This window comes from Micromonospora echinofusca, from assembly GCF_900091445.1.
Lineage (GTDB): Bacteria > Actinomycetota > Actinomycetes > Mycobacteriales > Micromonosporaceae > Micromonospora > Micromonospora echinofusca.
The window spans coordinates 4687365-4712347 of record NZ_LT607733.1 but is presented as its reverse complement, the minus strand read 5'-3'; the positions used below and the strand labels follow the sequence as shown (position 1 = coordinate 4712347).

Annotated in this window: 19 protein-coding genes and 1 pseudogene; 14 read left to right on the top strand and 6 right to left on the bottom strand. The window is 75.3% G+C overall.

Features of this window, described 5'->3' with window-relative positions; all coding sequences use genetic code 11:
* Window positions 1–55 precede the first annotated feature (55 nt).
* Window positions 56–934: a zinc finger domain-containing protein gene (locus GA0070610_RS20020; RefSeq protein ID WP_089001457.1), complete on the bottom strand. Its 879-nt coding sequence runs from the start codon at window positions 932–934 to the stop codon at window positions 56–58.
* Window positions 935–1044: 110 nt separating this feature from the next.
* On the opposite strand from GA0070610_RS20020, the gene GA0070610_RS20015 reads away from it, so the two are divergent.
* On the top strand, window positions 1045–2253 hold the full coding sequence (locus tag GA0070610_RS20015; protein ID WP_089001456.1) for a hypothetical protein: 1209 nt from the start codon (window positions 1045–1047) through the stop codon (window positions 2251–2253).
* Between the two features lie 134 nt (window positions 2254–2387).
* On the opposite strand, the gene GA0070610_RS31490 is transcribed toward GA0070610_RS20015, so the two are convergent.
* Together GA0070610_RS31490 and GA0070610_RS31485 are read right to left on the bottom strand one after the other, a co-directional pair.
* Window positions 2388–3221 (bottom strand): SAM hydrolase/SAM-dependent halogenase family protein, encoded by an 834-nt coding sequence (locus GA0070610_RS31490; RefSeq protein WP_231926217.1) that lies wholly within the window; start codon window positions 3219–3221, stop codon window positions 2388–2390.
* A 150-nt stretch (window positions 3222–3371) separates the two neighbouring features.
* Window positions 3372–3710, bottom strand: a pseudogene (locus GA0070610_RS31485) (GNAT family N-acetyltransferase); the annotation flags it as partial.
* Window positions 3711–3870: 160 nt separating this feature from the next.
* Here GA0070610_RS31485 and GA0070610_RS31235 point away from each other — a divergent pair.
* Window positions 3871–4467, top strand: coding sequence for a hypothetical protein (locus GA0070610_RS31235; RefSeq protein WP_197697756.1), 597 nt, complete (start codon window positions 3871–3873; stop codon window positions 4465–4467).
* A 340-nt stretch (window positions 4468–4807) separates the two neighbouring features.
* Here the strand turns inward: GA0070610_RS31235 and GA0070610_RS20000 are convergent, their stop codons facing one another.
* Window positions 4808–9397, bottom strand: a complete 4590-nt coding sequence (locus GA0070610_RS20000; RefSeq protein ID WP_392567334.1) for an ATP-dependent helicase — start codon at window positions 9395–9397, stop codon at window positions 4808–4810.
* Between the two features lie 178 nt (window positions 9398–9575).
* On the opposite strand from GA0070610_RS20000, the gene GA0070610_RS19995 reads away from it, so the two are divergent.
* From GA0070610_RS19995 to GA0070610_RS19945, 11 genes are all read left to right on the top strand, one after another.
* Entirely contained in the window at window positions 9576–9977 is a 402-nt protein-coding gene (locus GA0070610_RS19995; RefSeq protein WP_231925748.1) for a hypothetical protein, read from the top strand.
* Window positions 9978–10103: 126 nt separating this feature from the next.
* On the top strand, window positions 10104–12938 hold the full coding sequence (locus GA0070610_RS19990; RefSeq protein ID WP_089001452.1) for a Na+/H+ antiporter subunit A: 2835 nt from the start codon (window positions 10104–10106) through the stop codon (window positions 12936–12938).
* Window positions 12935–13408 carry a Na(+)/H(+) antiporter subunit C gene (locus GA0070610_RS19985; protein ID WP_089001451.1) on the top strand — a complete coding sequence of 158 codons (474 nt, stop codon included), beginning with the start codon at window positions 12935–12937 and terminating at the stop codon, window positions 13406–13408. The genes GA0070610_RS19990 and GA0070610_RS19985 overlap by 4 nt, the downstream gene beginning before the upstream one ends.
* 25 nt (window positions 13409–13433) lie before the next feature.
* Window positions 13434–14939 carry a Na+/H+ antiporter subunit D gene (locus tag GA0070610_RS19980; RefSeq protein ID WP_089001450.1) on the top strand — a complete coding sequence of 502 codons (1506 nt, stop codon included), beginning with the start codon at window positions 13434–13436 and terminating at the stop codon, window positions 14937–14939.
* Complete coding sequence (locus GA0070610_RS19975; protein ID WP_089001449.1) at window positions 14936–15517, top strand: Na+/H+ antiporter subunit E; 582 nt, start codon at window positions 14936–14938, stop codon at window positions 15515–15517. Before GA0070610_RS19980 ends, GA0070610_RS19975 begins: the two co-directional genes overlap by 4 nt.
* Entirely contained in the window at window positions 15514–15783 is a 270-nt protein-coding gene (locus tag GA0070610_RS19970) for a monovalent cation/H+ antiporter complex subunit F (RefSeq protein ID WP_089001448.1), read from the top strand. The genes GA0070610_RS19975 and GA0070610_RS19970 overlap by 4 nt, the downstream gene beginning before the upstream one ends.
* The gene (mnhG, locus tag GA0070610_RS19965) at window positions 15783–16148 is read left to right on the top strand and encodes a monovalent cation/H(+) antiporter subunit G (protein ID WP_089001447.1); all 366 of its coding nucleotides are present in this window, start codon (window positions 15783–15785) and stop codon (window positions 16146–16148) included. The genes GA0070610_RS19970 and mnhG overlap by 1 nt, the downstream gene beginning before the upstream one ends.
* 185 nt (window positions 16149–16333) lie before the next feature.
* Window positions 16334–17893, top strand: coding sequence for a M28 family peptidase (locus tag GA0070610_RS19960; RefSeq protein ID WP_089001446.1), 1560 nt, complete (start codon window positions 16334–16336; stop codon window positions 17891–17893).
* A gap of 183 nt (window positions 17894–18076) precedes the next feature.
* Window positions 18077–19426, top strand: a complete 1350-nt coding sequence (locus GA0070610_RS19955) for a hemolysin family protein (RefSeq protein WP_089001445.1) — start codon at window positions 18077–18079, stop codon at window positions 19424–19426.
* A complete protein-coding gene (locus tag GA0070610_RS19950; protein ID WP_089001444.1) occupies window positions 19423–20487 on the top strand; it encodes a hemolysin family protein in 1065 nt (354 codons plus the stop codon). Before GA0070610_RS19955 ends, GA0070610_RS19950 begins: the two co-directional genes overlap by 4 nt.
* Window positions 20488–20656: 169 nt before the next feature.
* Window positions 20657–21583, top strand: a complete 927-nt coding sequence (locus GA0070610_RS19945) for a sporulation protein (RefSeq protein WP_089001443.1) — start codon at window positions 20657–20659, stop codon at window positions 21581–21583.
* An 80-nt stretch (window positions 21584–21663) separates the two neighbouring features.
* Here the strand turns inward: GA0070610_RS19945 and leuE are convergent, their stop codons facing one another.
* Both leuE and GA0070610_RS19935 read right to left on the bottom strand, forming a co-directional pair.
* Complete coding sequence (leuE, locus tag GA0070610_RS19940) at window positions 21664–22332, bottom strand: leucine efflux protein LeuE (protein ID WP_089001442.1); 669 nt, start codon at window positions 22330–22332, stop codon at window positions 21664–21666.
* Window positions 22329–23573, bottom strand: a complete 1245-nt coding sequence (locus GA0070610_RS19935; protein ID WP_089001441.1) for a bifunctional pyridoxamine 5'-phosphate oxidase family protein/GNAT family N-acetyltransferase — start codon at window positions 23571–23573, stop codon at window positions 22329–22331. Before GA0070610_RS19935 ends, leuE begins: the two co-directional genes overlap by 4 nt.
* 34 nt (window positions 23574–23607) lie before the next feature.
* Between GA0070610_RS19935 and GA0070610_RS19930 the strand changes: the two genes are divergently transcribed.
* Complete coding sequence (locus tag GA0070610_RS19930; RefSeq protein WP_089001440.1) at window positions 23608–24948, top strand: aminotransferase class I/II-fold pyridoxal phosphate-dependent enzyme; 1341 nt, start codon at window positions 23608–23610, stop codon at window positions 24946–24948.
* Window positions 24949–24983 lie beyond the last annotated feature (35 nt).

Below are 24983 nucleotides of genomic sequence, written 5' to 3'. Positions count from 1 at the left end.
ATGCGACTCGCCGCCGCAGCGCCGGAGTGTCCCGCCCGACACGCCGACCCGGGCGTCAGTCCGCCTGGCGTTCGGGTTGGCAGACCGGGCACCAGTAGGTGACCCGCTCGCCCAGTTCCTCCTTGCGGATCGCGGTGCCGCACCGGCGGCAGGGCTGGGCGCGCCGGCCGTAGACGTAGCTGGTCTGTCCCCGGTGCAGCGATCCGGTGGTGCTCTGCGTCCAGCGGCCCCGGTTGGCCGCGAGTAGCTTGCGCGCCAGCGCCACGGTGCCCGCGAGGTCCGGCACCGCGCGTACCGGGGTCCGGGGCGAGACGCCGCGCAGGAAGAGCACCTCGCACTTGTAGAGGTTGCCGACGCCGGCCAGGTTGCGCTGGTCCAGCAGCGCCTCCGAGATGGTGGCGTCCGGGTGGGCGGCCAGCCGGCGTACGGCCTCCGCCGGGTCCCAGTCCGCGCCGAGCAGGTCGGGGCCGAGGTGCCCGACGAGGGACTCCTCCTCGGCGGTCGGCACCAGCGCCAGGTCGTGCAGGTGGTAGCCGACGGCGACCGCCCGCGCGCTGCGCAGCACCACCCGGATCAGGTGCGCCGGCCGGGCCGTCCACCGTTCCCCGGGCGCGTACGCCCGCCAGGCGCCGTCCATGCGCAGGTGTGAGTGCAGCGTCCAGCGCGCCCCGGCGTCGTCGCCCGCGGCCGCGGCCGGGCCCGCGCCCGCGCCCGCCGAGGAAGTCGCCCCGGTGGGCGGGGGCGCGACCTTCGGTGGGGCGGTGAGCCGGAGCAGCAGGTGCTTGCCCCGGCTGGCCGACTCCCGCACGGTCCAGTCGGTGAGGTCGGTGGCGGCGAGCTGCGGCACCCGGAAGTCGCTGCCGGTCAGGCGGGCGCCGGCCAGGGCGCGGTGCAGTACGCGGGCGGTGTTCCAGACGGTGTCGCCTTCGGGCACCCGGCCATCCTTCCTCGTCCGAGTCGAATTCGCATGTGTCGCTATTTGTATGGAGGTTCCCATCGATCTACCCACAAGGGCACGATCAGGGGGTTCTGAGGAGAATGCCCATGATTCTGCCCCAACGTCGTGCCCGTACCACCGCTCTGACCGTCATCCTCGCCCTCGCCCTCCTGCCCTCCCCGAGCCCCGCGCTCGCCGCCGCCGACGGCGAGCGGTGGAGCGCCGACCTCTCCCGCGTCGACGGCGACGACGTCAACGTCCGGCACACCCGCGCGGGGCTCCGCCTGGCAGACTCCCGCCCCGCGCCCGCCCGCTCACCCCGCAGCGCGGTCGCCGAGGGCATCTTCCTCGCGCCGCCGCGCATCCTGACCCGGCCCGCCACCCGGGTCAGCGCCACCGTCGTCGCCCGTACCGTCGCCGGTGGCACCGCCGAGGTCCAGGTGCGGGGGTGGCGGGCGGCGGGCTGGACCGAGTGGCGCGACGCCACCGGCGGGGCGGTCTTCGACCGGCCGGTCACCCGCGTGCAGACCCGGGTGGTGCTCACCGCGAGCCGGCCCGGCGCCAGCGCCGAGGTGCGCGCCGTGCGGCTCGCCGCCGACACCGTCGCCGCCGTCTCCGCCGCCACGCCCGGCCTCACCTACCGGGTGTACGCGACCCGCATCGGGCTGGTCGGCGAGGTGACCGCCAACGGGCACACCATCGTGGCGCGGGACCACTTCGTCGCGCTGCCGTCGCGGCGCGGCCTGTCCCCGGCGAACACCGGCGACTACACCGTCCGGGTCTGCACCACCACCGGCAGCCGCTGCGAGTACGCCCCGGTCTGGGACGTCGGCCCGTGGAACACCCGCGACGACCACTGGAACCTCAGCGCCGTACGGGAGAACTGGAAGGACCTGCCGCAGGGCCGGCCGCAGGCACAGGCGGCCTACCAGTCCGGCTACAACGGCGGGCGGGACCAGTTCGGCCGGGTGGTCCTGAACCCGGCCGGCGTCGACCTCGCCGACGGCACCTTCTGGGACGGGTTGCAGCTGACCACGAACGCCTGGGTGGACGTCGCGTACCTGTGGACCGGCAGCGGCCCGCGCGGCGTGGTGGGTGACGGCCCGCTCAACATCCGTACCGGCGCCGGTACGGGCTACGCGGTGCGCGGCCTGGCCGCCCGGTACGCCAACGTGCCGATCCAGTGCTACGTGACCGGGCAGACCGTCGCCGGCCCGTACCGGACCACCAACCGGTGGAACCGCCTCGCCAGCGGCCAGTACGTCAGCCACGCGTACGTCTCGGCGGTCTACGGCGGCACCGTGCCGCTCTGCTGACCGCCACCCCGTACGCCCGCCGGGCCGGTCGGCGGAATCCGCCCGGCCCGGCGCGGTGACCGGGCCGGACCGGCCGGGCGCCCCGGCGGCGGCCCGCTCCGGTGCCCGGCCACGTCGGGCGGCGACCCGGCCGCTCAGCCGGCCGCGACGCGCAGCAGGTCGCCCGGCGCCACCGCCAGCAGGTCCACGGCCCGGCCGCCGTTGACCGCCACGGCGACCCGGCCGGCGGAGTCGGCGTGCACCACCAGCCCGCCCGGCGGGGCGTCGCCGAAGGTGCGCCCGTGTACGGCCTCCCGGCCGGGCGCGGAACCGGCACCCGGCCCCACCCGGACCCGGGCCGGCAGCGGCGTCAGCAGCTCGCCCGGGGCAGCCAGCTGGACGTTGCCGAAGTGGTCGACGGTCAGCACCTCGGCCGCGAACCCGTCCGCCTCCCGCCGGAGCACCGGTGTCGGCAGCCGGACCAGGGACCCGGGGTCGACCGCCGGGCCGAACCGGGCCAGCGGCGCGCCGAGCGCGAGCCGCGCGGCGACCGGCGCGAAGACGTCCCGGCCGTGGAACGTGCGGGACACCTCGGGCGCGAGCCAGTCCGGATCGGTCAGCTCGACGGCCGCGCTCACCCCGCCCAGCGCCTCGGCGGCGTCGACCAGCAGGCCGTTGTCCGGCCCCACCAGCAGCCCGCGCGGGGTGGCCAGCGCGACGCCCCGGCGGGCCGTACCCACGCCCGGGTCGACGACGGCCACGTGCACCCCCTCCGGCAGGTGCGGCACGGCCTGCGCGAGCACCGCCGCGCCCCGGCGTACGTCGGCCGGCGGGACCAGATGGGTCACGTCGACGATCCGGGCCTGCGGCGCCAGCCGCGCGATCACCCCGTGGCAGGCGGCGACGAACCCGTCGGCGAGGCCGTAGTCGGTGGTCAGCGAGATCCACGGGGCGCGGTCCGCGCCGTGCTCCGCACGGGCGTCGGGCACCCGTTCGCCGGCGGCGAGCAGCAGCTCCAGGACCAGCTCGTCGTGCAGTCCGATGCCGCCCTCGCCGACCATCGGGATGCTCGGCTTGAGCCGGCGGGCCCGGTCCACCGCGCCCCGGTCCACGCGCACCAGCCGCAGCCCGCACCGCTGGTAGAACCGCAGCGCCCGCAGGTTGTCGTTCGTCGTGACGAGCCAGAGCCGGTGCCGGCCCCCGGCCCGGGCCACCTCGGCGGCCGCCGCCAACAGGGCCGTGCCGACGCCGCCGCCGGGCGTCGCGGCCACCACGCTGACGACCTCCAGCCCGTCGGCGTCGGCACGGTACGCGAGCGCCCCGACCACCGCGCCGGCGCCGTCGGCCGCCACCAGCGTCGGCAGCGTACGCAGGTCGTGGCGGGTGTCGTGGGCGACGACGTACGGCCCACCCCACTCGCGTTCGTGCAGCGCGTCGACCGCCGCGCGGTCCTCGGCCCGCGCCGGCCGGACGGTCATCCCGGTCATCGCGTCCACCCCCGTCGTCCTCGGCTTCCCTCGTCGACCGGTCGGGATCGTACCGGTGCCGACCGACCGGGGCGGGTTGGCGGAAATGGGACAGCGGCACTGACCGACCGGCCACTGCCGGGACGGGAACCGGTTGGGCAGACTGCCAGGGGTGACCAACCGGAGCCTGCCCGCCGTCGCCGTGCTCGTGATCGCCGCCGCCCTCACCGCTGCCTGCGGCGACGACGCGGAGGACCGGCGCGCGGCGCCCTCCGCCGCCCCGGCGTCGACCCCGGCCGCCGTACCGTCGTCGGGCCCGGCCGAGGCGCCCGCAGCCACGCCGACGCGACCCGCCCCGCCGGCCGCCCCGCCGACCGGGGCGGGTCCGGCGGCTCCGAGCGCCGGTGGTGCGACCGAGCGCCGTCCCGCCAGCCCGCCGCCCGTGAAGCTGCCGGCCCGGCCGACCGGTACGCCCGGCGCGCGGCAGGTCGTGGACGCGTTCAAGGCCGCCGGGCTGAAGGTGCCGAACCCTCGGGACCGGTCGGTCGAGTGCGGCCCGGACGGGCTCGGCCTGGGCTGCTCCGAGCTGATCGCCACCGACGCGGTCACCGTCTACGTCTTCCCCGACGAGACCAGCGCCAGCGAGATCGCCGAGACGTGGGGCGGTCAGTCGTTCCGGCGGGGCACGGTGGTGCTCAACTACCTGGAGGCGAAGACCCCCACCGCCGACCGTGCCCGCTACGAGAAGGTCCTGACGGGCCTGCGCTGACCGCCCGTCCCACCGTCCCCGGCCCGGCCCGGCGTGATTAGGCCTGGCGCGACCCGGCAGGGCGCGGCCTGGCCGGCCTGGCGCGGTCGACTGAGTCTCTGTGCGCCAGCCCTAGGGCTCGCGCACAGAGACTATGAGGCCGGCGGTGCTCCGCTCGTCTCCGATACCAAGCAGGTATCTTCATACCGCAGAGGTATCAGCGTTCCCGCGGTAATGGTTCATCGGCTTCCCCCGCCTTCCGTCGTCGGTCAGAAGCCAGCGGGGCTTCGATGAGACCTCACCACCGCCGCTGGAACGTGCCATGGACGTGGCGTGACGGGGCGGGACGGGGCGGGGCGGGTCAGCCGCGCAGGCGCAGGCCGCGCGGGGTGGCGCGGAAGCCGGCCGCGGTGAGCGCGTCGTGCAGCGGCGAGGAGTGCACCGCCTCGCCGTCGGCCCGCTCCACCGACATCGCGCCCAACGCGCCCGAGTGCACCGCGTCGGCGAGTGCCTTCCCGGCTGCCGCCAGCAGGTCCGCCTCGTCGGTGAAGGAGAGGATGGTCCGCCCGCCGCGCTCGACGTAGAGCACCAGGTCGCCGGCGACCAGCACCACCACGGCACCGGCCTTGCGCCCCGCCCGGTGCCCGGTCGCCGGGGCGGCCCCGTCGCCCGAGTCGACGGCCCGCTCCGGCCAGGACAGCGCCGCGCCGTACGGGTTGGCCGGGTCGGTGGCGGCGAGCACCAGGGCAGGCCCGCCACGCCCCCGCCCGCCGTCGGTCGGCTCGGCCAGCGCCCGGATGCGGTCCACCGCACCCGGCACCGCGAACTGCGCCGCGCCCAGGCCCTCGACGAAGTAGCCCCGCCGGGCCGCGCCGCGCTCCTCCAGCGCGGAGAGCACCGGATAGACCGCGGCGAAACCGCCGGTGACCTGCTCGGCCAGCACCGCGCCCCGGGTCACCACGCCGTGCCGTTCGAGCAGCACGTCGGCCAGGGCCGCGGCGCGGCGGGTGGGGTCGGTGTCGCGTTCGGGCAGCCGGGACCAGCGGCCCGCGACGGTCGGCGGGCCGCCCCGCGTCGGCAGGGCCACCCGCCCGGGGCGCCGGTAGCGGGTGCGCGGCGCGGTGGCCCGGGACCGGTGTGCCCCGCCGCCGCCGAGCGCCGCGCGCATCGGCGCCAGGGTGTCGTTGGTGAGGTGACCGGCCCACACCAGGTCCCAGACGGCGGCGGCCAGCGCGGCGTCGTCGGTCGAGCCGACCCGGTCGGACAGCGACCGGAAGAACAGCGCCTGCCCGTCGCCGAGCGCGTCCAGCACCGCGTCGTGCAGCGGGGTGCGGGTGAGCGCCTCGTCGGGCGGGGGGAGCAGCAGCGGCGCGACGTCCGCGTACGCGAGGGTGACCCAGCCGTCGCCGCCGGAGATGGCACCGGAGCCGGCCCAGAGCACCTCGCCGCTGGCGCAGAGCTCGTCGAGCTGGGCGGGGGAGTAGTCGGCGACCCGGCCGGGCAGCACCAGCCGTTCCAGCGCCGACGCCGGCACCGCCGCCCCCTGCAACTGCTCCACGGCGGCGGCCAGCGCCTCCACCCCCCGCGCGGACGAGCCGACCTGCTGCCAGCGGGGCAGGAACGCGGCCAGCGCGCGGGGCGGCACCGGCTCGATCTCCCGGCGCAGCGCGGCCAGGGAACGGCGGCGCAGCAGCCGCAGCACCTCCGCGTCGCACCACTGGCTGCCGGCGGTGTCGGGGGTGAACTCGCCGGCGACCACGCGCCCGGTGGCGGCGAGGCGGCGTAGCGCCTGCTCGACCACGAAGACGCCGAGCCCGAAGCGGGCCGCGCAGGTGGCGGCGGCGAAGGGCCCGTGCGTACGCGCGTAGCGGGCGACGAGGTCACCGAGCGGATCGGCCACCGGGGCGAGGTAGGCCTCGGCCACCCCGACCGGCAGGGCCACGCCGAGGGCGTCGCGCAGCCGGGCGGCGTCCTCGACGCCCACCCAGCGCTCCTCGCCGGCGACGCGTACGCGCAGCACCCGGCGGGCCGCCGCCAGCTCCGTCAGCCACCCGGGGGAGGCGCCCCGCTCGGCCAGCTCCGCCTCGGAGAGGTCGCCGACCACGCGCAGCAGCTCGACCACGTCCTCCGCGTCGCGCGGGCGGCGCTGCTCGGTCAGCCAGCGCAGCTGCCGCTCGGTCTCGGCCAGCACCGCCGGATCGAGCAGCTCCCGCAGGTCGACCCGGCCCAGCAGCTCGCCGAGCAGGGTCGAGTCCAGCGCCAGCGCGGCGGCCCGGCGCTCGGCCAGCGGCGCGTCGCCCTCGTAGAGGAACGCCCCGACGTAGCCGAAGAGCAGCGACCGGGCGAACGGCGACGGCTGGGCGGTCTCCACCTCGACCAGGCGCACCTTGCGGGCGGCCAGGTCGCGCATCAGCTCGGCCAGCGCGGGCTGGTCGAAGACGTCCTGGAGGCACTCCCGGGCGGCCTCCAGGGTGACCGGGAAGTCGGCGTACTCGCGGGCGACGTCGAGCAGTTGGGCGGCGCGCTGGCGCTGCTGCCACAGCGGCTGGCGGCGGCGCGGGTCGCGCCGGGGCAGCAGCAGTGACCGGGCGGCGCACTCGCGGAACCGGGACGCGAAGAGCGCGGACGTGCCGACCGATTCCTCCACGAGCTGGGCGATCTCTTCCGGCTCGAAGACGACCACGTCGGCGCCGGGCGGCTCGTCGGCCGTGTCGGGCAGGCGGACCACGATGCCGTCGTCGGACGGCATCACCTGCGCGTCCACGCCGTAGCGCTCGGCGAGCCGGCGGCCGATGGCCAGCGCCCACGGCCCGTTGACCCGGGCGCCGAGGACGCTGTGCACGGCCAGTCGCCAGTCGCCCAGCTCGTCGCGGAACCGCTCGACCACCACCGTGCGGTCGTCGGGCAGGGACCGGGTGGCGGCGCGCTGCTCGCGCAGGTAGGCCATCAGGTTGCCGGCGGCCCAGGCGTCCAGCCCGCCGGCCCGCAGCGCGGCCACGGCCGTCTCGTCGTCCTGCCGCAGCAGGGCGCGCACCCGGGCGCCGATGGCCCGGCCCAGCTCGACGGGCCGACCGAGCTGGTCGCCTTTCCAGAACGGCATCTTCGCCGCCTGGCCGGGGGCCGGGGAGACCAGCACCCGGTCGGGGGTGATCTCCTCGATCCGCCAGGACGACGAGCCGAGCAGGAAGACGTCGCCGACCCGGGACTCGTAGACCATCTCCTCGTCCAGCTCGCCGACCCGGGCGGCCCGCTCGGCCCCGGCCAGGAAGACGCCGAAGAGCCCCCGGTCGGGGATGGTGCCGCCGCTGGTCACCGCGAGCCGCTGCGCGCCGGGCCGGCCGGTGAGCGTGTCGGTGGCGCGGTCCCAGACCAGCCGGGGCCGCAGCTCGGCGAACGCGGTGGACGGGTAGCGGCCCGAGAGCATGTCGAGCACGGCGTGCAGCGCCGAGTCGGGCAGCTCGGCGAACGGCGCCGCCCGGCGTACCAGCACGGCCAGGTCGCCGACGCGCCACGGCTCCAACGCCACCATGGCGACGATCTGCTGGGCCAGCACGTCGAGCGGGTTGCGCGGATGGTGCAGCTCCTCGATGGCGCCGTCGGCCATCCGCTCGGCCACCACGGTGCAGGAGAGCAGGTCGCCCCGGTGCTTGGGGAAGACCACGCCGCGGGAGACCGCGCCGACCTGGTGCCCGGCCCGACCGACCCGTTGCAGGCCGGCGGCCACGCTGGGCGGCGCCTCGATCTGCACCACCAGGTCGACGGCGCCCATGTCGATGCCCAGCTCCAGGCTGGAGGTGGCCACCACGGCGGGCAGCTGACCGGACTTGAGCGCCTCCTCGATGTGCTTGCGCTCCTCGCGGGAGACGCTGCCGTGGTGGGCGCGGGCGATCACGGGCGGCGCGCCGGCTGCCGCGCCCGCCTGCGCCATCAGCTCTGCGGGCGTACGGCCGACGCGCACCGGCCCGGCGGGGCCGCCCCACCCGTCGGCGTCGCGGGCCGGCGGCGGGGACCCGCCGGTCGCCTCCTGCCCGGCCGACTCCTCGCCGGCCAGCTCGTTGAGCCGGGCGCAGAGGCGCTCGGCGGAACGCCGGGAGTTGGTGAAGACGATGGTCGAGCGGTGCGCCCTGACCAGGGAGAAGACGCGCTCCTCCAGCGCCGGCCAGATGGACGCCCGACGTGCGCCGAGACCGCCGAGGTCGTCCTGCGGCGGCTCCTGCTCGTCGAGGCGGGTCATGTCCTCCACCGGGACCTGGACGCTGACCTCGATCGTCTTGGCGCTGGGTGGCGCGACCACGTCGACGGGGCGGGCGCCGCCGAGGAAGCGGGCGCACGCGTCGACCGGCCGGACGGTGGCGGAGAGGCCGATCCGCTGCGCCGGGGCGGGCAGCAGCTCGTCGAGGCGCTCCAGGGAGAGCGCGAGGTGGGCCCCGCGCTTGGTGCCGGCGACCGCGTGCACCTCGTCGACGATCACCGTCTCGACGCCGCGCAGGGAGTCGCGGGCGGCGGAGGTGAGCAGCAGGAACAGCGACTCGGGCGTGGTGATGAGGATGTCCGGCGGGGTGCGCGCGAAGGCCCGTCGCTCGTCGGCGGGGGTGTCGCCGGTGCGCATCCCCACGGTGATCTCCGGCGGCGCGACGCCGAGCCGGGTGGCGGCCTGCCGGATGCCCGTCAGGGGGGTGCGCAGGTTGCGCTCGACGTCGACCGCGAGCGCCTTGAGCGGGCTGACGTAGAGCACCCGGCACCGGTGCCGGGGGTCGGCCGGGGCTGGCTCGCGGGCCAGCCGGTCGAGCGACCAGAGGAACGCCGCCAGCGTCTTGCCCGAACCGGTGGGGGCCACCACCAGCGCGCTGCGCCCCGCGGAGACGGAATGCCACGCGCCGGTCTGGGCGGCGGTGGGCGCGGCGAAGGCGGCGCCGAACCACTCCCGGGTGGCCGCGCCGAAACCCGCCATCGCATGCGTCACGCCGTCCATCCTGCCCCGACGGACCGACATTCAGGCCCGCGGCGGGGACGCGGCGCCCCGCTCCGGCCCCACCGCGCCGTTTGCGCGGTTAATCCATTAAGTCTTACTTAACTGCTTGATTGTGTCCCACAACATAAAGTAACTTCACTCGGAGCGTGAGCCTGGGGTGGAGGGGATCGGATTGACCGTCGAGCAGCGGAGCTTCGAGCCAAGCACCGACGTGCTGATCCGCAAGGTCGACAGTCATCTCGCCGCCGTCCGCACCGGCCTGTCCGGCCCGGAGCTGGAGCTGGCCGAGCGGCTCGCCGCCGCGCTGCGGGAGCTGGTCGTCTCCACCGCGCAGGCCAGCGCGGCCGACCGGGGACAGGTCCGCGCCGCCGTGCACTACTTCGTGCTGCGGCGCGAGAGCCGGGGCCGGCTGCTGCCGGTGCGCTCCCTCGCCGCGGCCCAGCGGGTGGTCAACAAGGTCGTGGTCCAGCTCGGCCGCCCCGACCTGCTGGTGGAGCCCCGGCGCGAGCGTCCCGCCCGCGAGCCCGTCGCCCCCGCCGCCGAGGTCATCGTCGGTTGAGCGTCCCGCCACAACCGGGACGAATTCGCGCAAAACCGCCCGCCGAGCAACGAACTGGCGTGTGATCGCACCTAGGTGCCGTCCCACCTCAGGCGCGCGCCGCAGCCACCTCGACCGGGAGCGCGGGTGCTCGTACTGCTGATCCTCCACTGCGTGGCGGCCCTCGTCGCGCCGCTGCTCGTCCGGTGGTGGGGTCCCCGCGCCTGCTACCCGCTGGCGCTGGCGCCGGCGGCCGCGTTCGGCTGGGCGCTGGCCCGCACCCCCGCCGTGCGCGACGGCGGGGCGGTGGTCGAGACGTACCCGTGGATCGGCCAACTCGACGTGGACCTGGCGCTGCGGCTGACCACCCTGTCCTGGCTGATGGTCCTGCTCGTCGGCGGCGTCGGCGCGCTGGTCCTGATCTACAGCGCCCACTACTTCGGCCCGGAGTCCACCGGCGTGGCCCGCTTCGCGGCCGTCATGGTGGCATTCGCGGGGGCGATGCTCGGCCTCGTCCTCGCCGACGACCTGCTGCTGCTCTACGTGTGCTGGGAACTCACCACGATCTTCTCGTACCTGCTGATCGGGCACAGCGTCGAGCGGCGTGCCAGCCGGTGGGCGGCGGTGCAGGCGCTGACCGTGACCACGCTCGGCGGGCTGGCGATGCTGGTGGGATTCATCATGCTGGGCGGGCACGCCGGCACCTACCGCTGGTCGGAGATCGTCGCGGCCCCGCTGCCGGGCGGGGCGTACCTGGTCACGGCGGTGCTGCTGATCCTCACCGGGGCGCTGTCCAAGTCGGCGCTGCTGCCGTTCAGCTCGTGGCTGCCGGTGGCGATGGCGGCCCCCACGCCGGTGAGCGCGTACCTGCACGCCGCCGCGATGGTGAAGGCGGGCGTCTATTTGATCGGGCTGCTCGCCCCGGTCCTGGCGGCTGCCGGCCCGTGGCGGCCGGTGGTCGTGGTCGCCGGCCTGGCCACCATGCTGGCCGGGGGCTGGGCGGCGCTGCGGCAGACCGACCTGAAGCTGCTGCTGGCGTACGGCACGGTCAGCCAGCTCGGCCTGATCGCGGTGGCGATCGGTGCGGGCACCCCGGACACCGCGCTGGCCGGGGCGGCGATGCTGCTGGCCCACGCGCTGTTCAAGGCGCCGCTGTTCCTCGTCGTCGGCATCATCGACCACGGCGCCGGCACCCGCGACCTGCGGGAACTGTCCGGGCTCAGGCGCGGCGCGCCGCTGCTCGTCGCCGTGACGGTGCTCGCCGCCGCGTCGATGGCCGGCCTGCCACCGCTGGTCGGCTTCGTCGCCAAGGAGGCCGTGCTGGCGGCCTTCACCGACCGGCCCGCCGTCCTCGCCGTGCTGGTGGCCGGCACCGCGCTCACCGTCGCCTACAGCTTCCGGTTCGTCTGGGGCGCGTTCGCCACCCGGCCGGGCGTGGCGCCGACCGTCCTCGGGCGGATCCCCGCGTCGATGCTCGGCCCGCCGGCCCTGCTGGCCGCCGTCGGGCTGCTCGCCGGCCCGGCCGCCGGGGTCCTCGACGGCCTGCTCCGCCCGTACGCCGAACTGTTCGGCACGGTCGGCAAGGACCTGGCGCTGTGGCACGGCCTCAGCCCCGCGCTCGGCTTCTCCGCGCTCGCCGTGGCCGGCGGCGCGGCCCTGTTCGCGCTGCGCGGACCGCTCGCCCCGGTGCTGGCCCGGCTGCACGTCCCGGTCACCGGCAACCAGGGGTACGAGTGGACCACCCGCCGCCTCGACCGGCTGGCCATCGAGGTCACCGGCGCCACCCAGCGCGGCTCGCTGCCGCAGTACCTCGGCGTCATCCTGCTGGTGCTCACGGTGGTGCCCGGCGGGGCGATGCTGGCCACCCGGCCGTGGCGGGACCGGATCGCCCTCTGGGACAGCCCGTTGCAGGTCCTGGTGGTGACGGTGGTGACCGTCGCGGCGGTGCTCGCGGTGGGCGCCCGCCGCCGCCTGACGGCGATGCTGCTGGTGGGCATGACGGGCTACGGCACCGCGATGCTCTTCGTGGCCCACGGCGCGCCGGACCTGGCGCTGACCCAGTTCCTCGTCGAGACCGCCACCATCGCGGTGTTCGTGCTGGTGCTGCGCCGGCTGCCGGAACGGTTCTCGGCCCGCCCGAGACGCAGGCGGTGGGTGCGCCGCGCGATCGGGGCGGCCGTCGGTGTCGTGGTCGGTGGGCTGGCCCTGACCGCTGCGGCGGCCCGCCAGGCGCCCACCATCTCCGACGCGTTCCCGGACCTGGCGGTCACCCAGGGGTACGGCCGCAACGTGGTCAACGTGACCCTGGTCGACATCCGGGCCTGGGACACGATGGGCGAGCTGTCGGTGCTGGTGGTGGCCGCGACCGGCGTGGCCAGCCTGGTCTTCCAGCGCTCCCGCACCGGGCCCCGCCCACGTCGCCCCGAGCCGCCGAAGCGGGTGCAGCGGCCGGGGCACCGGGTCTGGTTGCGCGGCGGGGCGACCCTGCACGAGCGGCAGCGTTCGATCGTGCTGGAGGTGGTGACCCGGCTGATCTTCCACACGGTGGTGGTCTTCTCCCTGTTCCTGCTCTTCTCCGGCCACAACGCGCCGGGCGGCGGCTTCGCGGGCGGCCTGGTGGCGAGCCTGGCGCTGGCGGTGCGCTACCTGGCCGGCGGGCGCTACGAGCTGGCCGAGGCGGCCCCCGTCGGCGCCGGCACGGTGCTCGGCGCCGGCCTGCTCGTCTCGGTCGGCACCGGGGCCGTCTCGCTGCTCGCGGGCGGGTCGGTGCTCGAGAGCGCCCGGATCGACCTGTGGCTGCCTGTGATCGGTGACTTCTACCTGGTCACGTCCCTCTTCTTCGACGTCGGCGTCTACCTGGTCGTGGTCGGGCTGGTGCTGGACATCCTGCGCAGCCTCGGCGCCGAGGTGGACCGGCACATCGAGGCGGCCGGCGAGTCCGGGGGCGGGTTGCGGGTCGACCGGCGGGGGGAGCGGCCGTGAGGAGCGGCGTCGCGGGACCGGCCCTGGTGCTGGTCGTGGCCGCCGGGGTGTTGTGCGGCTGCGGGGTCACCCTGCTGCTGGAACGCAGCCTGAGCCGGATCCTGCTCGGCGTCATCCTGCTCGGCAACGGGGTCAACGTGCTGATCCTGCTGGGCGGGCGCGCGGGGGCGGCCCCGGTGGTCGGCACGGCGCCCGCCGGCACGCTGAGCGACGCGCTGCCGCAGGCCATGATCCTCACCGCGATCGTGATCACCTTCGGGCTGACCGCGTTCCTGCTGGCGGTGAGCTACCGCAGCTGGTACCTCACCGGCGACGACGAGGTCCCCGACGACCTCGAGGACCGGCAGGTCCGGGAGGCGGCCGAGCGCAACGAGCTGGCCACCTCCGACCTCGGGGGCGAGGGCCCGGACGCCGACCCTGAGCAGGTCGACCCGGGGCCGCCGCGCCGGCGCGGGGACGGCCCCGGATGACCGGGTACGCGGGACGGGGCGCCCGATGAGCCGGCTCGTGCCGCTGCCCGTGGTGGTACCGCTGCTGGGCGCGGCGCTGACCCTGCTGCTGTTCCGGTGGCCCGGGCTGCAACGTGTCGTCAGCGTCACCTGCCTGGCGGTCACGCTGGTGGTGGCGGCGGTGCTGCTGGTGCAGGCGTACCGGCACGGGCCGGTGGTGGTCCAGGTCGGCGGGTGGCCGGCGCCGGTGGGCATCGTGCTGGTCGCGGACCAGCTCGCCGCGCTGATGCTGGTGGTCTCCTCGGCGGTGACCCTGTGCGTCCTGCTCTACTCCGTCGGCCAGGGGCAGGGCGACTTCGGCGAGACCGTGCCGGTGACCATCTACCACCCGACCTACCTGGTGCTGACCGCCGGCGTGACCAACGCGTTCCTCGCCGGCGACCTGTTCAACCTCTTCGTCGGCTTCGAGATCCTGCTCGCCGCGAGCTTCGTGCTGATCACCCTCGGCGGCACCGAGACCCGGATCCGCACCGGCTCGACGTACGTGGTGGTCAGCATCCTCTCCTCGATGATCTTCCTCGCCTCGGTGGGCCTGGTGTACGCGGCCACCGGCACCCTGAACATGGCCCAGCTGGCGCACCGGCTGGACGCGCTGCCCGACGGCGTACGGCTGACCCTCCAGCTGATGCTGCTGCTCGCCTTCGGGGTCAAGGCGGCGGTCTTCCCGCTCTCGGCCTGGTTGCCGGACAGCTACCCGACCGCCCCGGCCCCGGTCACGGCGGTCTTCGCCGGCCTGCTCACCAAGGTCGGCGTGTACGCGATTATCCGCACCGAGACGCTGCTGTTCCCCGGCGGTCAGCTCGCCGGGCCGCTGATGGTGGTGGCCGGACTGACCATGCTGGTCGGCATCCTCGGCGCGGTGGCCCAGTCCGACATGAAGCGGCTCTTCTCCTTCACCCTGGTCAGCCACATCGGTTACATGATCTTCGGCGTGGGGCTGAGCACCGTGGCCGGGCTCTCCGGCGCGATCTTCTACGTGGTGCACCACATCACCATCCAGACCACGCTGTTCCTGGTCGCCGGTCTCGTCGAGGAGCGGGCCGGCAGCACCGACCTGCGCCGCATCGGCGGGCTGGCCCGGGCGGCCCCGCTGCTCGGCGTCCTCTTCTTCGTCCCGGCCATGAACCTCGCCGGGATCCCGCCCTTCTCCGGGTTCCTCGGCAAGCTCGGCCTGCTCCAGGCCGGCGTCGCGGCCGGCGAGCCGCTGCCCGGCGCGCTGGTGGCGGCGGGGACCGTGACCAGCCTGCTCACCCTCTACGTGGCCTCGCGGGTGTGGAACATCGCCTTCTGGCGCGCCCCGCAACTGGCCACCACCGAGCCGGTCGTGCGCCTGCCGGCGTTGATGGTCGGCGCGACGATCGCGCTGGTCGGGCTGGGGCTGGCGTTGACCGTCGTCGCCGGGCCGCTGTTCGACGTCACCGCCGACGCGGCGGTCGACCTGCGCGAGCGCACCCCGTACATCCGTTCCGTGCTGCCGGTCGGTGCCCCGTGAACCCGGCCCCGCAGGCGCCGCCGCGCGGGCGGGGGCGGCGCCGCGACCAGCTGATCGCCTTCGGCTGGCTGGTGCTGGTCTGGATCCTGCTGTGGGGGGACCTCTCCTGGGGCAACCTCGTGGGCGGGGTGCTGGTGGCCGGCGCCGTGCTGGTGTTCTTCCCGCTGCCGCCGGTGAGCTTCGGCGGCCGGCTGCGCCTCGGGCCGCTGCTGGTCTTCGTGGTGCGCTTCGTCGGCGAACTGGTCAGCGCCAGCGCGCACGTCGCGCGGGTCGCGGTGCAGCCCGGCTACCAGCCGCGGGCGGCGATCATCGCGGTCCGCCTGCGGGTGCACACCGACCTGAACCTGGCGCTCACCGCCGAGGCGCTGTCGCTGGTGCCGGGCACGCTGATCGTCGAGGTCGACCGCAACGCCGGGGTCCTCTACGTGCACGTGTTCGACACCCACGGCCCGCAGGACCTCAGGGGCAGCCGGCGGCGGATCCTCGCCGTCGAGCGGCGGCTCGTGCGCGCGGTCGGCTCCGCCGCCGAGGTCCGCCGGGTCAGCGCCGATCCCGTCGAGAGGGGACCCGAACCGTGACCACGTTCCTCGCCGCCGTCCTCACCCTCCTGTTCTCGGTGACCGCGCTGCTGGCCCTGATCCGGCTCTACCGCGGGCCGTCGCTGATTGACCGGGTGGTCGCGGCCGACATGCTGCTCGCCACGATGGTGGGCGCGGTGGGCGCGGAGGCCGCGGTGAACCGTCATGCCACCACCCTGCCGGTGCTGGTGGCGCTGTCCATGCTCGGCTTCGTCGGGTCGGTGTCGCTGGTCCGCTTCGCCGTTCGCGAGGACGGGGAGGCCTGATGTGGGGCACGCTGGCCGACTGGCTGGGCGGCGGCTGCCTGGTGGCCGGCGCCCTGCTGAGTCTCGCCGCCGGGATCGGGGTGCTGCGCTTCCCGGGCACGCTGGACCGGATGCACGCCGCGACCAAGCCGCAGGTGCTCGGGGTGCTGCTTCTGCTGCTCGGCGTGGCGCTGCGGCTGCGTACCCCGGCCGACCTGGGCATGGTGGCGCTGGTCGGGATCTTCCAACTGGCCACCGCTCCCGTGGCGGCGCAGATGATCGGCCGGGCCGCGTACCGCGCCGGCCGGGTCGATCCGGCCCTGCTCGACGCCGACGAGCTCGCGTCCGCCGACCGCCGTGCCGGTGGCGGGGGCGATCCGTCCTGACCCGCGGCCTGCGGGGGATCGCATCCGAGGCGTCCCAATTCGGGGACTGCGACGAATCTCAGCCTTGCGTCTTGCCGGGTGGTCCGCCCCGCTGCACGCTTTCGCAGTGATGGCTGTCGATCAACGGCCGTCCGCCGGTCACCGCCCACCCGGCGGGACCGGGACCACCGGACCCCGGAGGACCAATGAGACCCCGCACCCCCCGCTCCGCCTGGCTGGCCGCGCTGGCCGTGGCGGCGGCGACGGTCGTGACCGCCTCCTCGGCGACCGCCGCGCCCACCACCACGGTTCCCGCCGCCGCCCCCGCGACGCTCGCCGCGGCCCCGGACATCCCGCTGGCCAACGTGAAGGCGCACCTGTCCCAGTTCCAGTCCATCGCCACCGCCAACGGCGGGAACCGGGCGCACGGTCGCCCCGGCTACCTCGCCTCGGTCAACTACGTCAAGGGCAAGCTCGACGCGGCCGGGTTCACCACGGTGGTGCAGTCGTTCAGCTACGGCGGCGCCACCGGCTACAACCTGATCGCCGACTGGCCCGGCGGAGACCCGAACCAGGTGGTCATGACCGGGGCGCACCTGGACAGCGTCACCGCCGGCCCCGGGATCAACGACAACGGCTCCGGCTCGGCCGCGATCCTGGAGACCGCGCTCGCCGTGGCCCGCAGCGGCTTCACCCCCACCAAGCACCTGCGCTTCGGCTGGTGGGGCGCCGAGGAACTCGGGCTGCGCGGCTCCCAGTACTACGTGAACAACCTGCCGTCGACCGAGCGCACCAAGATCAAGCAGTACCTGAACTTCGACATGGTCGGCTCGCCCAACGCCGGCTACTTCGTCTACGACGGCGACAACTCCGACGGGGTGGGCTCCGGCCCCGGCCCGGCCGGCTCGGCGCAGATCGAGCAGACCATCCAGGCGTACTTCAGCTCGATCGGCGTGCCCACCCGGGGCACCGACTTCGACGGCCGCAGCGACTACGGGCCGTTCATCAGCGTCGGCATCCCGGCCGGCGGCACCTTCACCGGTGCCGAGGGCACCAAGTCCAGCGCCCAGGCCTCGCTCTGGGGCGGCACGGCCGGTCAGGCGTTCGACCCGTGCTACCACCGCTCCTGCGACACCACCAGCAACATCAACGACACCGCGCTGGACCGCAACGCCGACGCGATCGCGCACACGGTGTGGGCGCTGGCCGGCACCGGTACCCCGCCGGGCACCACCGTCTTCAGCGACACCTTCGAGACCGCCACCGGGTGGACCGCCGACCCGGCGGGCACGGACACCGCCACCCTCGGCCGGTGGGAGCGCGGCGACCCGGCGGCCACCAGCTCCGGCGTGGCCACCCAGCTCGGCACGACCGTCAGCGGCAGCTACGACCTGGTCACCGGGCCGCTCGCCGGCAGCAGCGCCGGGGCGTACGACCTCGACGGCGGGGTGAGCACCATCCAGTCGCCGGCCATCACGCTGCCGTCGACCGGCACCCTGAACCTCTCGTTCTCCTGGTACCTGGCCCACCTGAACAACGCCAGCAGCGCCGACTACCTGCGCGTACGGGTGGTGGGCGGCGGCACCGTCACGGCGCTGAACGCGACCGGGGCCGCGACCAACCGGGCGGCGGCCTGGCAGAGCGCCAGCGTCGACGTCTCCGCCCTGCGGGGACAGACCGTACGGATCGTGATCGACGCGGCCGACGCCAGCGGCGCGAGCCTCGTGGAGGCGGCCGTCGACGACGTGAAGATCACCCAGAGCTGACGCCGGGAGGGGCCCCCGACCGACCGGTGTCGGGGGCCTTCGGCACACCTTCAGCGGATATCCAGCCGATCCCGATAAAATGGGCCGCATGATCGACTCTTCTGCCCAGGAGGGCAGCAGTAGCCAGCCGGGTCGTGCCCGGCGTATCCCGACCCCGACGTCCCCGGGAGCCCTGAGCGACCCGTGTTGATCGTCGTTGGTCTTCTCCTCATCATCGTTCTCACCGTCGCCACGGGATACTTCGTGGCCCAGGAGTTCGGCTACGTCGCCGTGGACCGCGGCCGGCTCAAGCAGTTGGCCGACGACGGCGACAAGGCCGCCGCACGGGCGCTGGAGGTGACCGGGCGGCTGTCGTTCATGCTCTCCGGCGCCCAGCTCGGCATCACCGTCACCGCCCTGCTGGTCGGTTACGTCGCCGAGCCGTTTCTCGGCGCCGGGCTGGCCGAGCTGCTCGGGGGCGCCGGCGTCTCGACGGCGGTCAGCCTGCCGCTCTCGGTCGCCCTGGCCCTGGTCCTCGCCACCGTGGTGCAGATGGTCCTCGGTGAGCTGGCCCCGAAGAACCTCGCCATCGCCCGGCCCGAGCCCCTCGCGAAGGCCCTGAGCAGTTCCACCCTGATCTACCTCAAGATCGCCGGCCCGCTGATCAAGCTCTTCGACCGGGCCGCCGTCCGGCTGCTGCGCCGCGTCGGCATCGAGCCGATCGAGGAACTGCCCAGCGGCGCCACCCCGCAGGACCTGGAACAGATCATCGCCGAGTCCCGCCAGGAGGGGCACCTGACCGCCGAGATGTCCACGCTGCTCGACCGGGGGCTCGACTTCCGGGGGCTCACCGCGGGCGAGGTCATGGTGCCCCGCGTCGACGTGCACACCGTACGCGCGCACGAGCCGCTCAGCCGGGTCGTCGAGCTGCTGGACACCGGCAAGTCCCGCTTCCCCGTACGCGGCACCGAGGGCGTCGACGACCTCGTCGGCGTGGTCGGCATCGCCGACGTGCTCGGCGTACCCCCGGAGAAGCGCGCGAGCACCCCGGTCAGCGCGGTCGCCGGCCCTCCGCTCCTGGTGCCGGAGACGCTGCCGCTGCCGACCGTGCTGGACCGGCTGCGCTCCGGCCACCGGCAGCTCGCCTGCGTGGTCGACGAGTACGGCGGCTTCGCCGGCGTGATCACGCTGGAGGACATCGCCGAGGAGCTCGTCGGCCCGATCCGGGACGAGGACGACCCGCCCGAGCGGGCCCCGGCCCGGCAGGCGGACGGCTCCTGGGTGGTGCCGGCCCGCTGGCGCATCGACGAGGTCGCCGACAGCACCGGCATCGCGCTGCCCGAGGCCCCGGAGTACGACACGCTCTCCGGCCTGGTCATGCGGGAGCTGGGGCGGGTCCCCGAGGTCGGTGACCGGCTGGAGATCAGCCTGCCGGCCGACGGCGAGGACGGCGCGGAGGAACCGCGCGCCCTGGTCGAGGTGCTGGCCGTCGACCGGCACGTGGCCGACTCCGTCCGGCTGCGGATCGCCGAGCCCGGGGAGGTGTCCGCGTGAGCCCCGGCATCGCGCTCTTCACGTCGGTGATCCTGCTGGCGTTGAACGGCTTCTTCGTGGCCGCCGAGTTCGCCCTGGTGGCCAGCAAGCGTTACCGGCTGGAGCACGCCGCCGCCGGTGGCGGTCGGGCCGCCCGGGCCGCGCTGGACGGCGTACGTGAGCTCTCGCTCATGCTCGCTGGCGCGCAGCTCGGCATCACCCTGTGCACCCTGGGTCTCGGCGCGCTCGCCGAACCGGCGATCGAGCACCTGCTGAGCCCGCTGCTGCACGCGGTCGGGCTGCCGGACGCCGCGAGCCACGTGGTCGCGCTGATCTTCGCGCTGAGCGTCGTCACCTTCCTGCACCTGGTGGTCGGGGAGATGGCGCCGAAGTCCTGGGCGATCACCCACCCGGAGCGCTCGGCGGTGCTGCTGGCGTTGCCGTTCCGCGCCTTCGCGCGGGTCGCCCGGCCGGTGCTGTCGGTGATGAACGCGCTGGCCAACGCGATGCTGCGGCTGGTCAAGGTCAACCCGCAGGACCAACTCGCCCAGGTGCACGGCCCGGACGAGCTGCGGATGCTGCTGGAGCAGTCCCGCGAGCACGGCCTGCTGGGCGCCGAACAGCACGAGATGCTCACCAGCATGCTGGAGCTCCAGGGCACCACGGTGGCGCAGGTGATGGAGCCGTTCGACCAGATGGTGACGGTGCGCCGCGACGAGGGGGCCGACCGCATCGAGCAGGTCAGCCGGGACAGCGGCCGGTCGCGGCTGGCCGTGCTGGACGCCAGCGGCGACGTCTGCGGCCTGGTCCACGTCCGGGAGGCGGTGCGGGCCACCACCACGGGCCGTACGGTCACCGCCGGGGACCTGATGACCAACGCCCTCACCCTGCCGGCCACGGCGTCGGTGACCGAGGCGGTGGCGGAGATGCGCGCCCGGCAGTCCCAGCTCGCGCTGGTGCGCAACGGCGGCGGGCCGGCCCGGCCGGTCGGCTTCGTCGCGCTGGAGGACCTGCTGGAGGAGGTCATCGGCGAGTTCGACGACGAGACCGACCCGGTGCCGCGCGGGCGACGCATGAGATGAGACCGGAGGGGTGGCCGCTGTTCGTCGAAGTCGGGGCGGCCACCCGCGAGGTCCGCGACCATGGAGGGGGCCCCGCGCGAGGCCCGCGGGCATGGAGGGGCCCCGCGCGAGGTCCGCGGCCATGGGGGTGACGGGCAGGCCCGGCCCGGTCGTGGACGGGGGGAGTGCCGTGCGGTTGACGGGGGTGTCACCCGAGTCCGGCGGGACCGGGCTGTCGGTGCGCACGGCCCTGGCAAACCCGAGCACCCGTCCCGGGCTGCGGCTGCCGGGGCGGGTCACCGTCGTCGCCGGCTCCACCGACGTACCCGTCCTGCACGTCCGGCTCGGCCTGGTCACCACGGCCGAACCGGACGACCCGGAGGCACCCCGTCGCCTGGTGCAGTTCCACCAGGCCACGGTGGCCGGCGCCTTCGTGCTGCGCGCGGGGCGGGGCCGCTCGATCCCGTTCGAGTTCCCGCTGCCGTGGGAGACCCCCGTGACCGTCTTCGGCGGGGTGCCCCTGCTCAGCCTGCGGATGGGGCTGCGTACGGAGGTGGCTGTCGAGCCGGCGCTCGACCAGGGCGCGATGGTGCCGGTCTTCGTGCACCCGCTGCCCACCCAGGCGCACGTCCTGGTGGCTCTCGACACGCTCGGCTTCAGCATGCGCCAGGCCGGCCTGGTCGACAACCGGCTGCCGGGGGTGGCGCAGACCCTGCCGCTGCACCAGCGGCTGGGCTACTGGGTGGCACCGCTCTACGCCGGGCCGATCACCGAGCTGGAGCTGATCTTCATCGCCGACCCGGCCGGCCTGGAGGTGATCCTCTGGCTGGACCGGCGGCTCGCCCTGGCCGGGATCACCCACCAGAGCATCAGCCGGTTCCGGGTCTGGCACACCGGCGCCGAGCAGCGGGACTGGGTCGCGACCGTGGACGCCTGGCTGCGCGCGGCGATCAACCGGCACGCGGCGGCCGCCGCGCACGCCGACTGGTCCGCGACCATCTCCGAGTCGGCGCACGTCAGCCGCCCGCCGGACGAGCCGATCCACCCCGGCTTCGGCCTGGGCGGCACGGCCGGCGGAGCCGGCGTCGGCGGCTCCGGCGGCGGCGACGGCACCTGACCCGGGGCGGGGTGGCGAGGCACCGCCCCGGCAGAGTCAGGCGGGCGACCGTCCCGGCAGGGCCAGGGCGCCCCGCCGGGTCAGGCGCTGGCGGTGGCCAGCTTGAGGCTGAAGCCGAGGAAGAGCGCGGCGACGCCCGTGGTGGCGCCGGCGGCCAGGCGGTGGCGCCGGCGGAACTGGGCCGCCAGGAACGTGCCCGTGAAGATCAGCGCGGTCAGGTAGAGCGCGCTGGTGACCTGGGCGATGAGCCCGAGCAGCAGGAACGACAGTGCCGGCCAGGCGTAGCCCGGGTCCACGAACTGGATGAAGAACGAGACGAAGAAGAGGATCGCCTTCGGGTTGAGCAGGCTGATCACCAGCGCCTTGCGGAACGGGCTGCGCAGCGCCGCCGGCTCCGCGGCGTCGATGAGCCGCGGGGTGGTCGGGTCGTTGCGCGTCCGCCAGCGCCGCCACGCGCCGCGCAGCATCGTCAACCCCACATAGCCGAGGTACGCGGCGCCGGCGTACTTGATCACGAGGAAGAGCGGCGGGTACGCCTGGACCAGCGACGCCACGCCGGCGGCGGAGAGGAACATGAGTATCCCGTCGCCGACGAAGACCCCGCCGGCCGCCCGGTAGCCGGTCGCCACGCCCCGCTGCGCGGCGGTGGAGAGCACGAAGAGGGAGTTGGGACCGGGCAGCAGAACGATCGCCACGGTGCCCAGCACGTACGTCCAGATGTCGGTGATGCCCAGCACGCCCGCCATCATGAGGCCACGGGCGCCGCCCGGCGAAGCCTTTCCCGCAGCGTGACCTGTGCGTTCGGCCACTCGTCGACGGTCATCGAATACTGCACGGTGTCCCGCCAGGAGCCGTCCGGGCGCAGCCGGTGCCGGCGCAGCACCCCCTCGCGGGACGCGCCGAGGCGCTCGATCGCCCGCTGCGAGCGCTCGTTGCGGATGTCGGTGTGCCAGACCACCCGCTCCGCACCCAGCTCGTCGAAGGCGCGGGCGAGCAGCAGCAGCTTCGCCTCCGTGTTGATCCCGGTGCGCCACCAGGGCCGGCCCAGCCAGGTGTAGCCGATCGCCACCGCCCGGCGCTCCGGGTCCACCTCGTAGAAGGAGGTGGTCCCCACCACGGCGCCGGTCACCGCGCAGCGCTGCACCCACGGCACCCGCTCGCCCCGCCGGTGGGCGGCCAGGGCGACGGCGATCCCCTCGGCGGTGCCGGCGGGGTCGGCCGGCTGCGGGCTGCCGAGGTGCCGCCACACCTCCGGGTCGGCGGTCGCGGCGTGCAGCTCGTCGGCGTGCGCGAGGTCGAGCGGTTCCAGCAGCACGTGCTCCCCGCGCAGCACCGCCGGCTCGAGCCACGGCGAGGTGCGCTCCCGCAGGTACGCCGGCACCGGCACGCCCACCCCGGCGTCGGGCTCGGGTGCCCCGGCGGTCAGCCGCAGCGGCACCACACCGGCCCAGTGCGGCAGGGCGAGGTCGGTCTCCTCGTCGCGTACGCCGCCGGCGCGGGCGCGCACCGACACCTCGCGCAGCGGCAGGGCGAGCACGGCCGTCTCGGCCAGCTCCCGGCGCGACGGGGGACGGCTGTCGGCGCTGCGCCCCGGGGCGGCCTTCTCCACCAGGGCGGTCAGCATCCGCAGCTTCTCCCGCTCGTCGGTGACCAGCCGCGCGGTGCCGTGCGCCACGACCGAGCGGTAGTTGGCGCTGTGGTGAAACTGTGAGCGGCCGTAGACGAGGCCGTCGAGCAGGGTGACGGCGACGCAGACCCGCAGCCCCTCGCCCCGGGCGGCGAGCAGCGGCCGGCTGCCGGTGGAGCCGTGCAGGTAGAGGGTGTCGCCGATGCGCACGTGCAGGGTGGGCAGCACGCGGGGCTCGCCGTCGACGGTGAACCCGAGCGCGCAGTCGTACGCCTCGTCGAGGACGGCGTGCGCGGCCGCCTCGTCGTAGCTCATCCGCTCCCGGGAGCGGCTGGCGGTGGTCCGGTCGGTGGGTGCGTACATGGCTCGACCTTTGTTCTAGTACAATCCCTGATTTGTGTCAGCACGCTATCAGGTCGCCGGTACGACAGCCGCCGAGATTTCGGCCAGCATCGAATCGGGCATCCGCTCCGCCGCCCTCGCCCCCGGCGACGCGCTGCCGCCGGTGCGGGAGCTCGCCGCCCGGCTCGCGGTGAGCCCCGCCACCGCGGCCCGCGCCTACCAGGAGCTGCGCCAGCGGGGCCTGGTGGTCACCGCCGGCCGGCACGGCACCAGGGTCCGGCCCCGGCCGCCCGTGGCGGCCCGCCGCTCCGCGTTGCGCCCGCCGCCCGCCGCCGGCCTGCGCGACCTCTCCCGGGGCGAGCCGGACGTGCGGCTGCTGCCGCCCCTCGGGGCACACCTCGCGGGCCTGGCCGCCGCAGCGGGCGAGCCGGTCGGCTACCCGGCGGCCGGGGTGCTGCCCGAGCTGGCCGAGGCGGCCCGCGAGCGGCTGGCAGCCGACGGCGTACCGGCGGCGGAGCTGACCGTCACCGGCGGGGCGCTGGACGGCATCGAGCGGCTGCTCGGCGCGCACCTGCGCCCTGGGGACTCGGTCGCGGTCGAGGACCCGGGCTGGGCCAACCTGCTCGACCTGGTCGCCGCGCTCGGGCTGCGGCCGATCGGCGTGCCGGTCGACGACGACGGTCCGCTCGTCGCCGGGGTCGGCGCCGCCCTCGCCGCCGGCGCGCGGGCGCTGATCGTGACGAGCCGGGCCCAGAACCCCACCGGCGCGGCGGTCTCCGCCGAACGGGCCGGCGAGCTGCGCGCCCTGCTCGCCGGGCGGTCCGACCTGCTGCTGATCGAGGACGACCACGCCGCCGAGCTGGCCCGCGTACCGCTGCACCCGCTCGCCGGGGCGACCCCGACGTGGGCCTTCGTCCGCTCGGTGAGCAAGCCGTTCGGCCCCGACCTGCGGCTGGCCGTGCTGGTGGGCGACGAGACCACCGTCGCCCGGGTGGCCGGACGCGCCCGGGTCGGCGCCGGCTGGGTCTCCACGGTGCTGCAACGGCTGGTCCTGGCGCTCTGGCGCGACCCCGCCGTGGCCGTGCTGGTGGACCGGGCCGCCAGCAGCTACGAGCGGCGGCGCGCGGCACTGATCGGCGCGCTCGCCGAGCACGGCCTGACCGCCCACGGGCGCAGCGGCATCAACGTCTGGCTGCCGGTCGACGACGAGACCAGCGTGCTGACCGCGCTGCGCGACGCCGGCTGGGCGGTCGCGCCCGGCGCGCTGCACCGCATCGCCGGCCCGCCAGCACTGCGGATCACCGTCAGCTCGCTCGACGAGGCGGAGATCCCGGAGCTGGCCGGGGCGGTGGCCCGGGCGGTCCGGCCCGCACCCACCGCAGGCTTCACGGCGTGAGGGGGGAGCGCGTGTCCCCTCACACACCGGGTAGA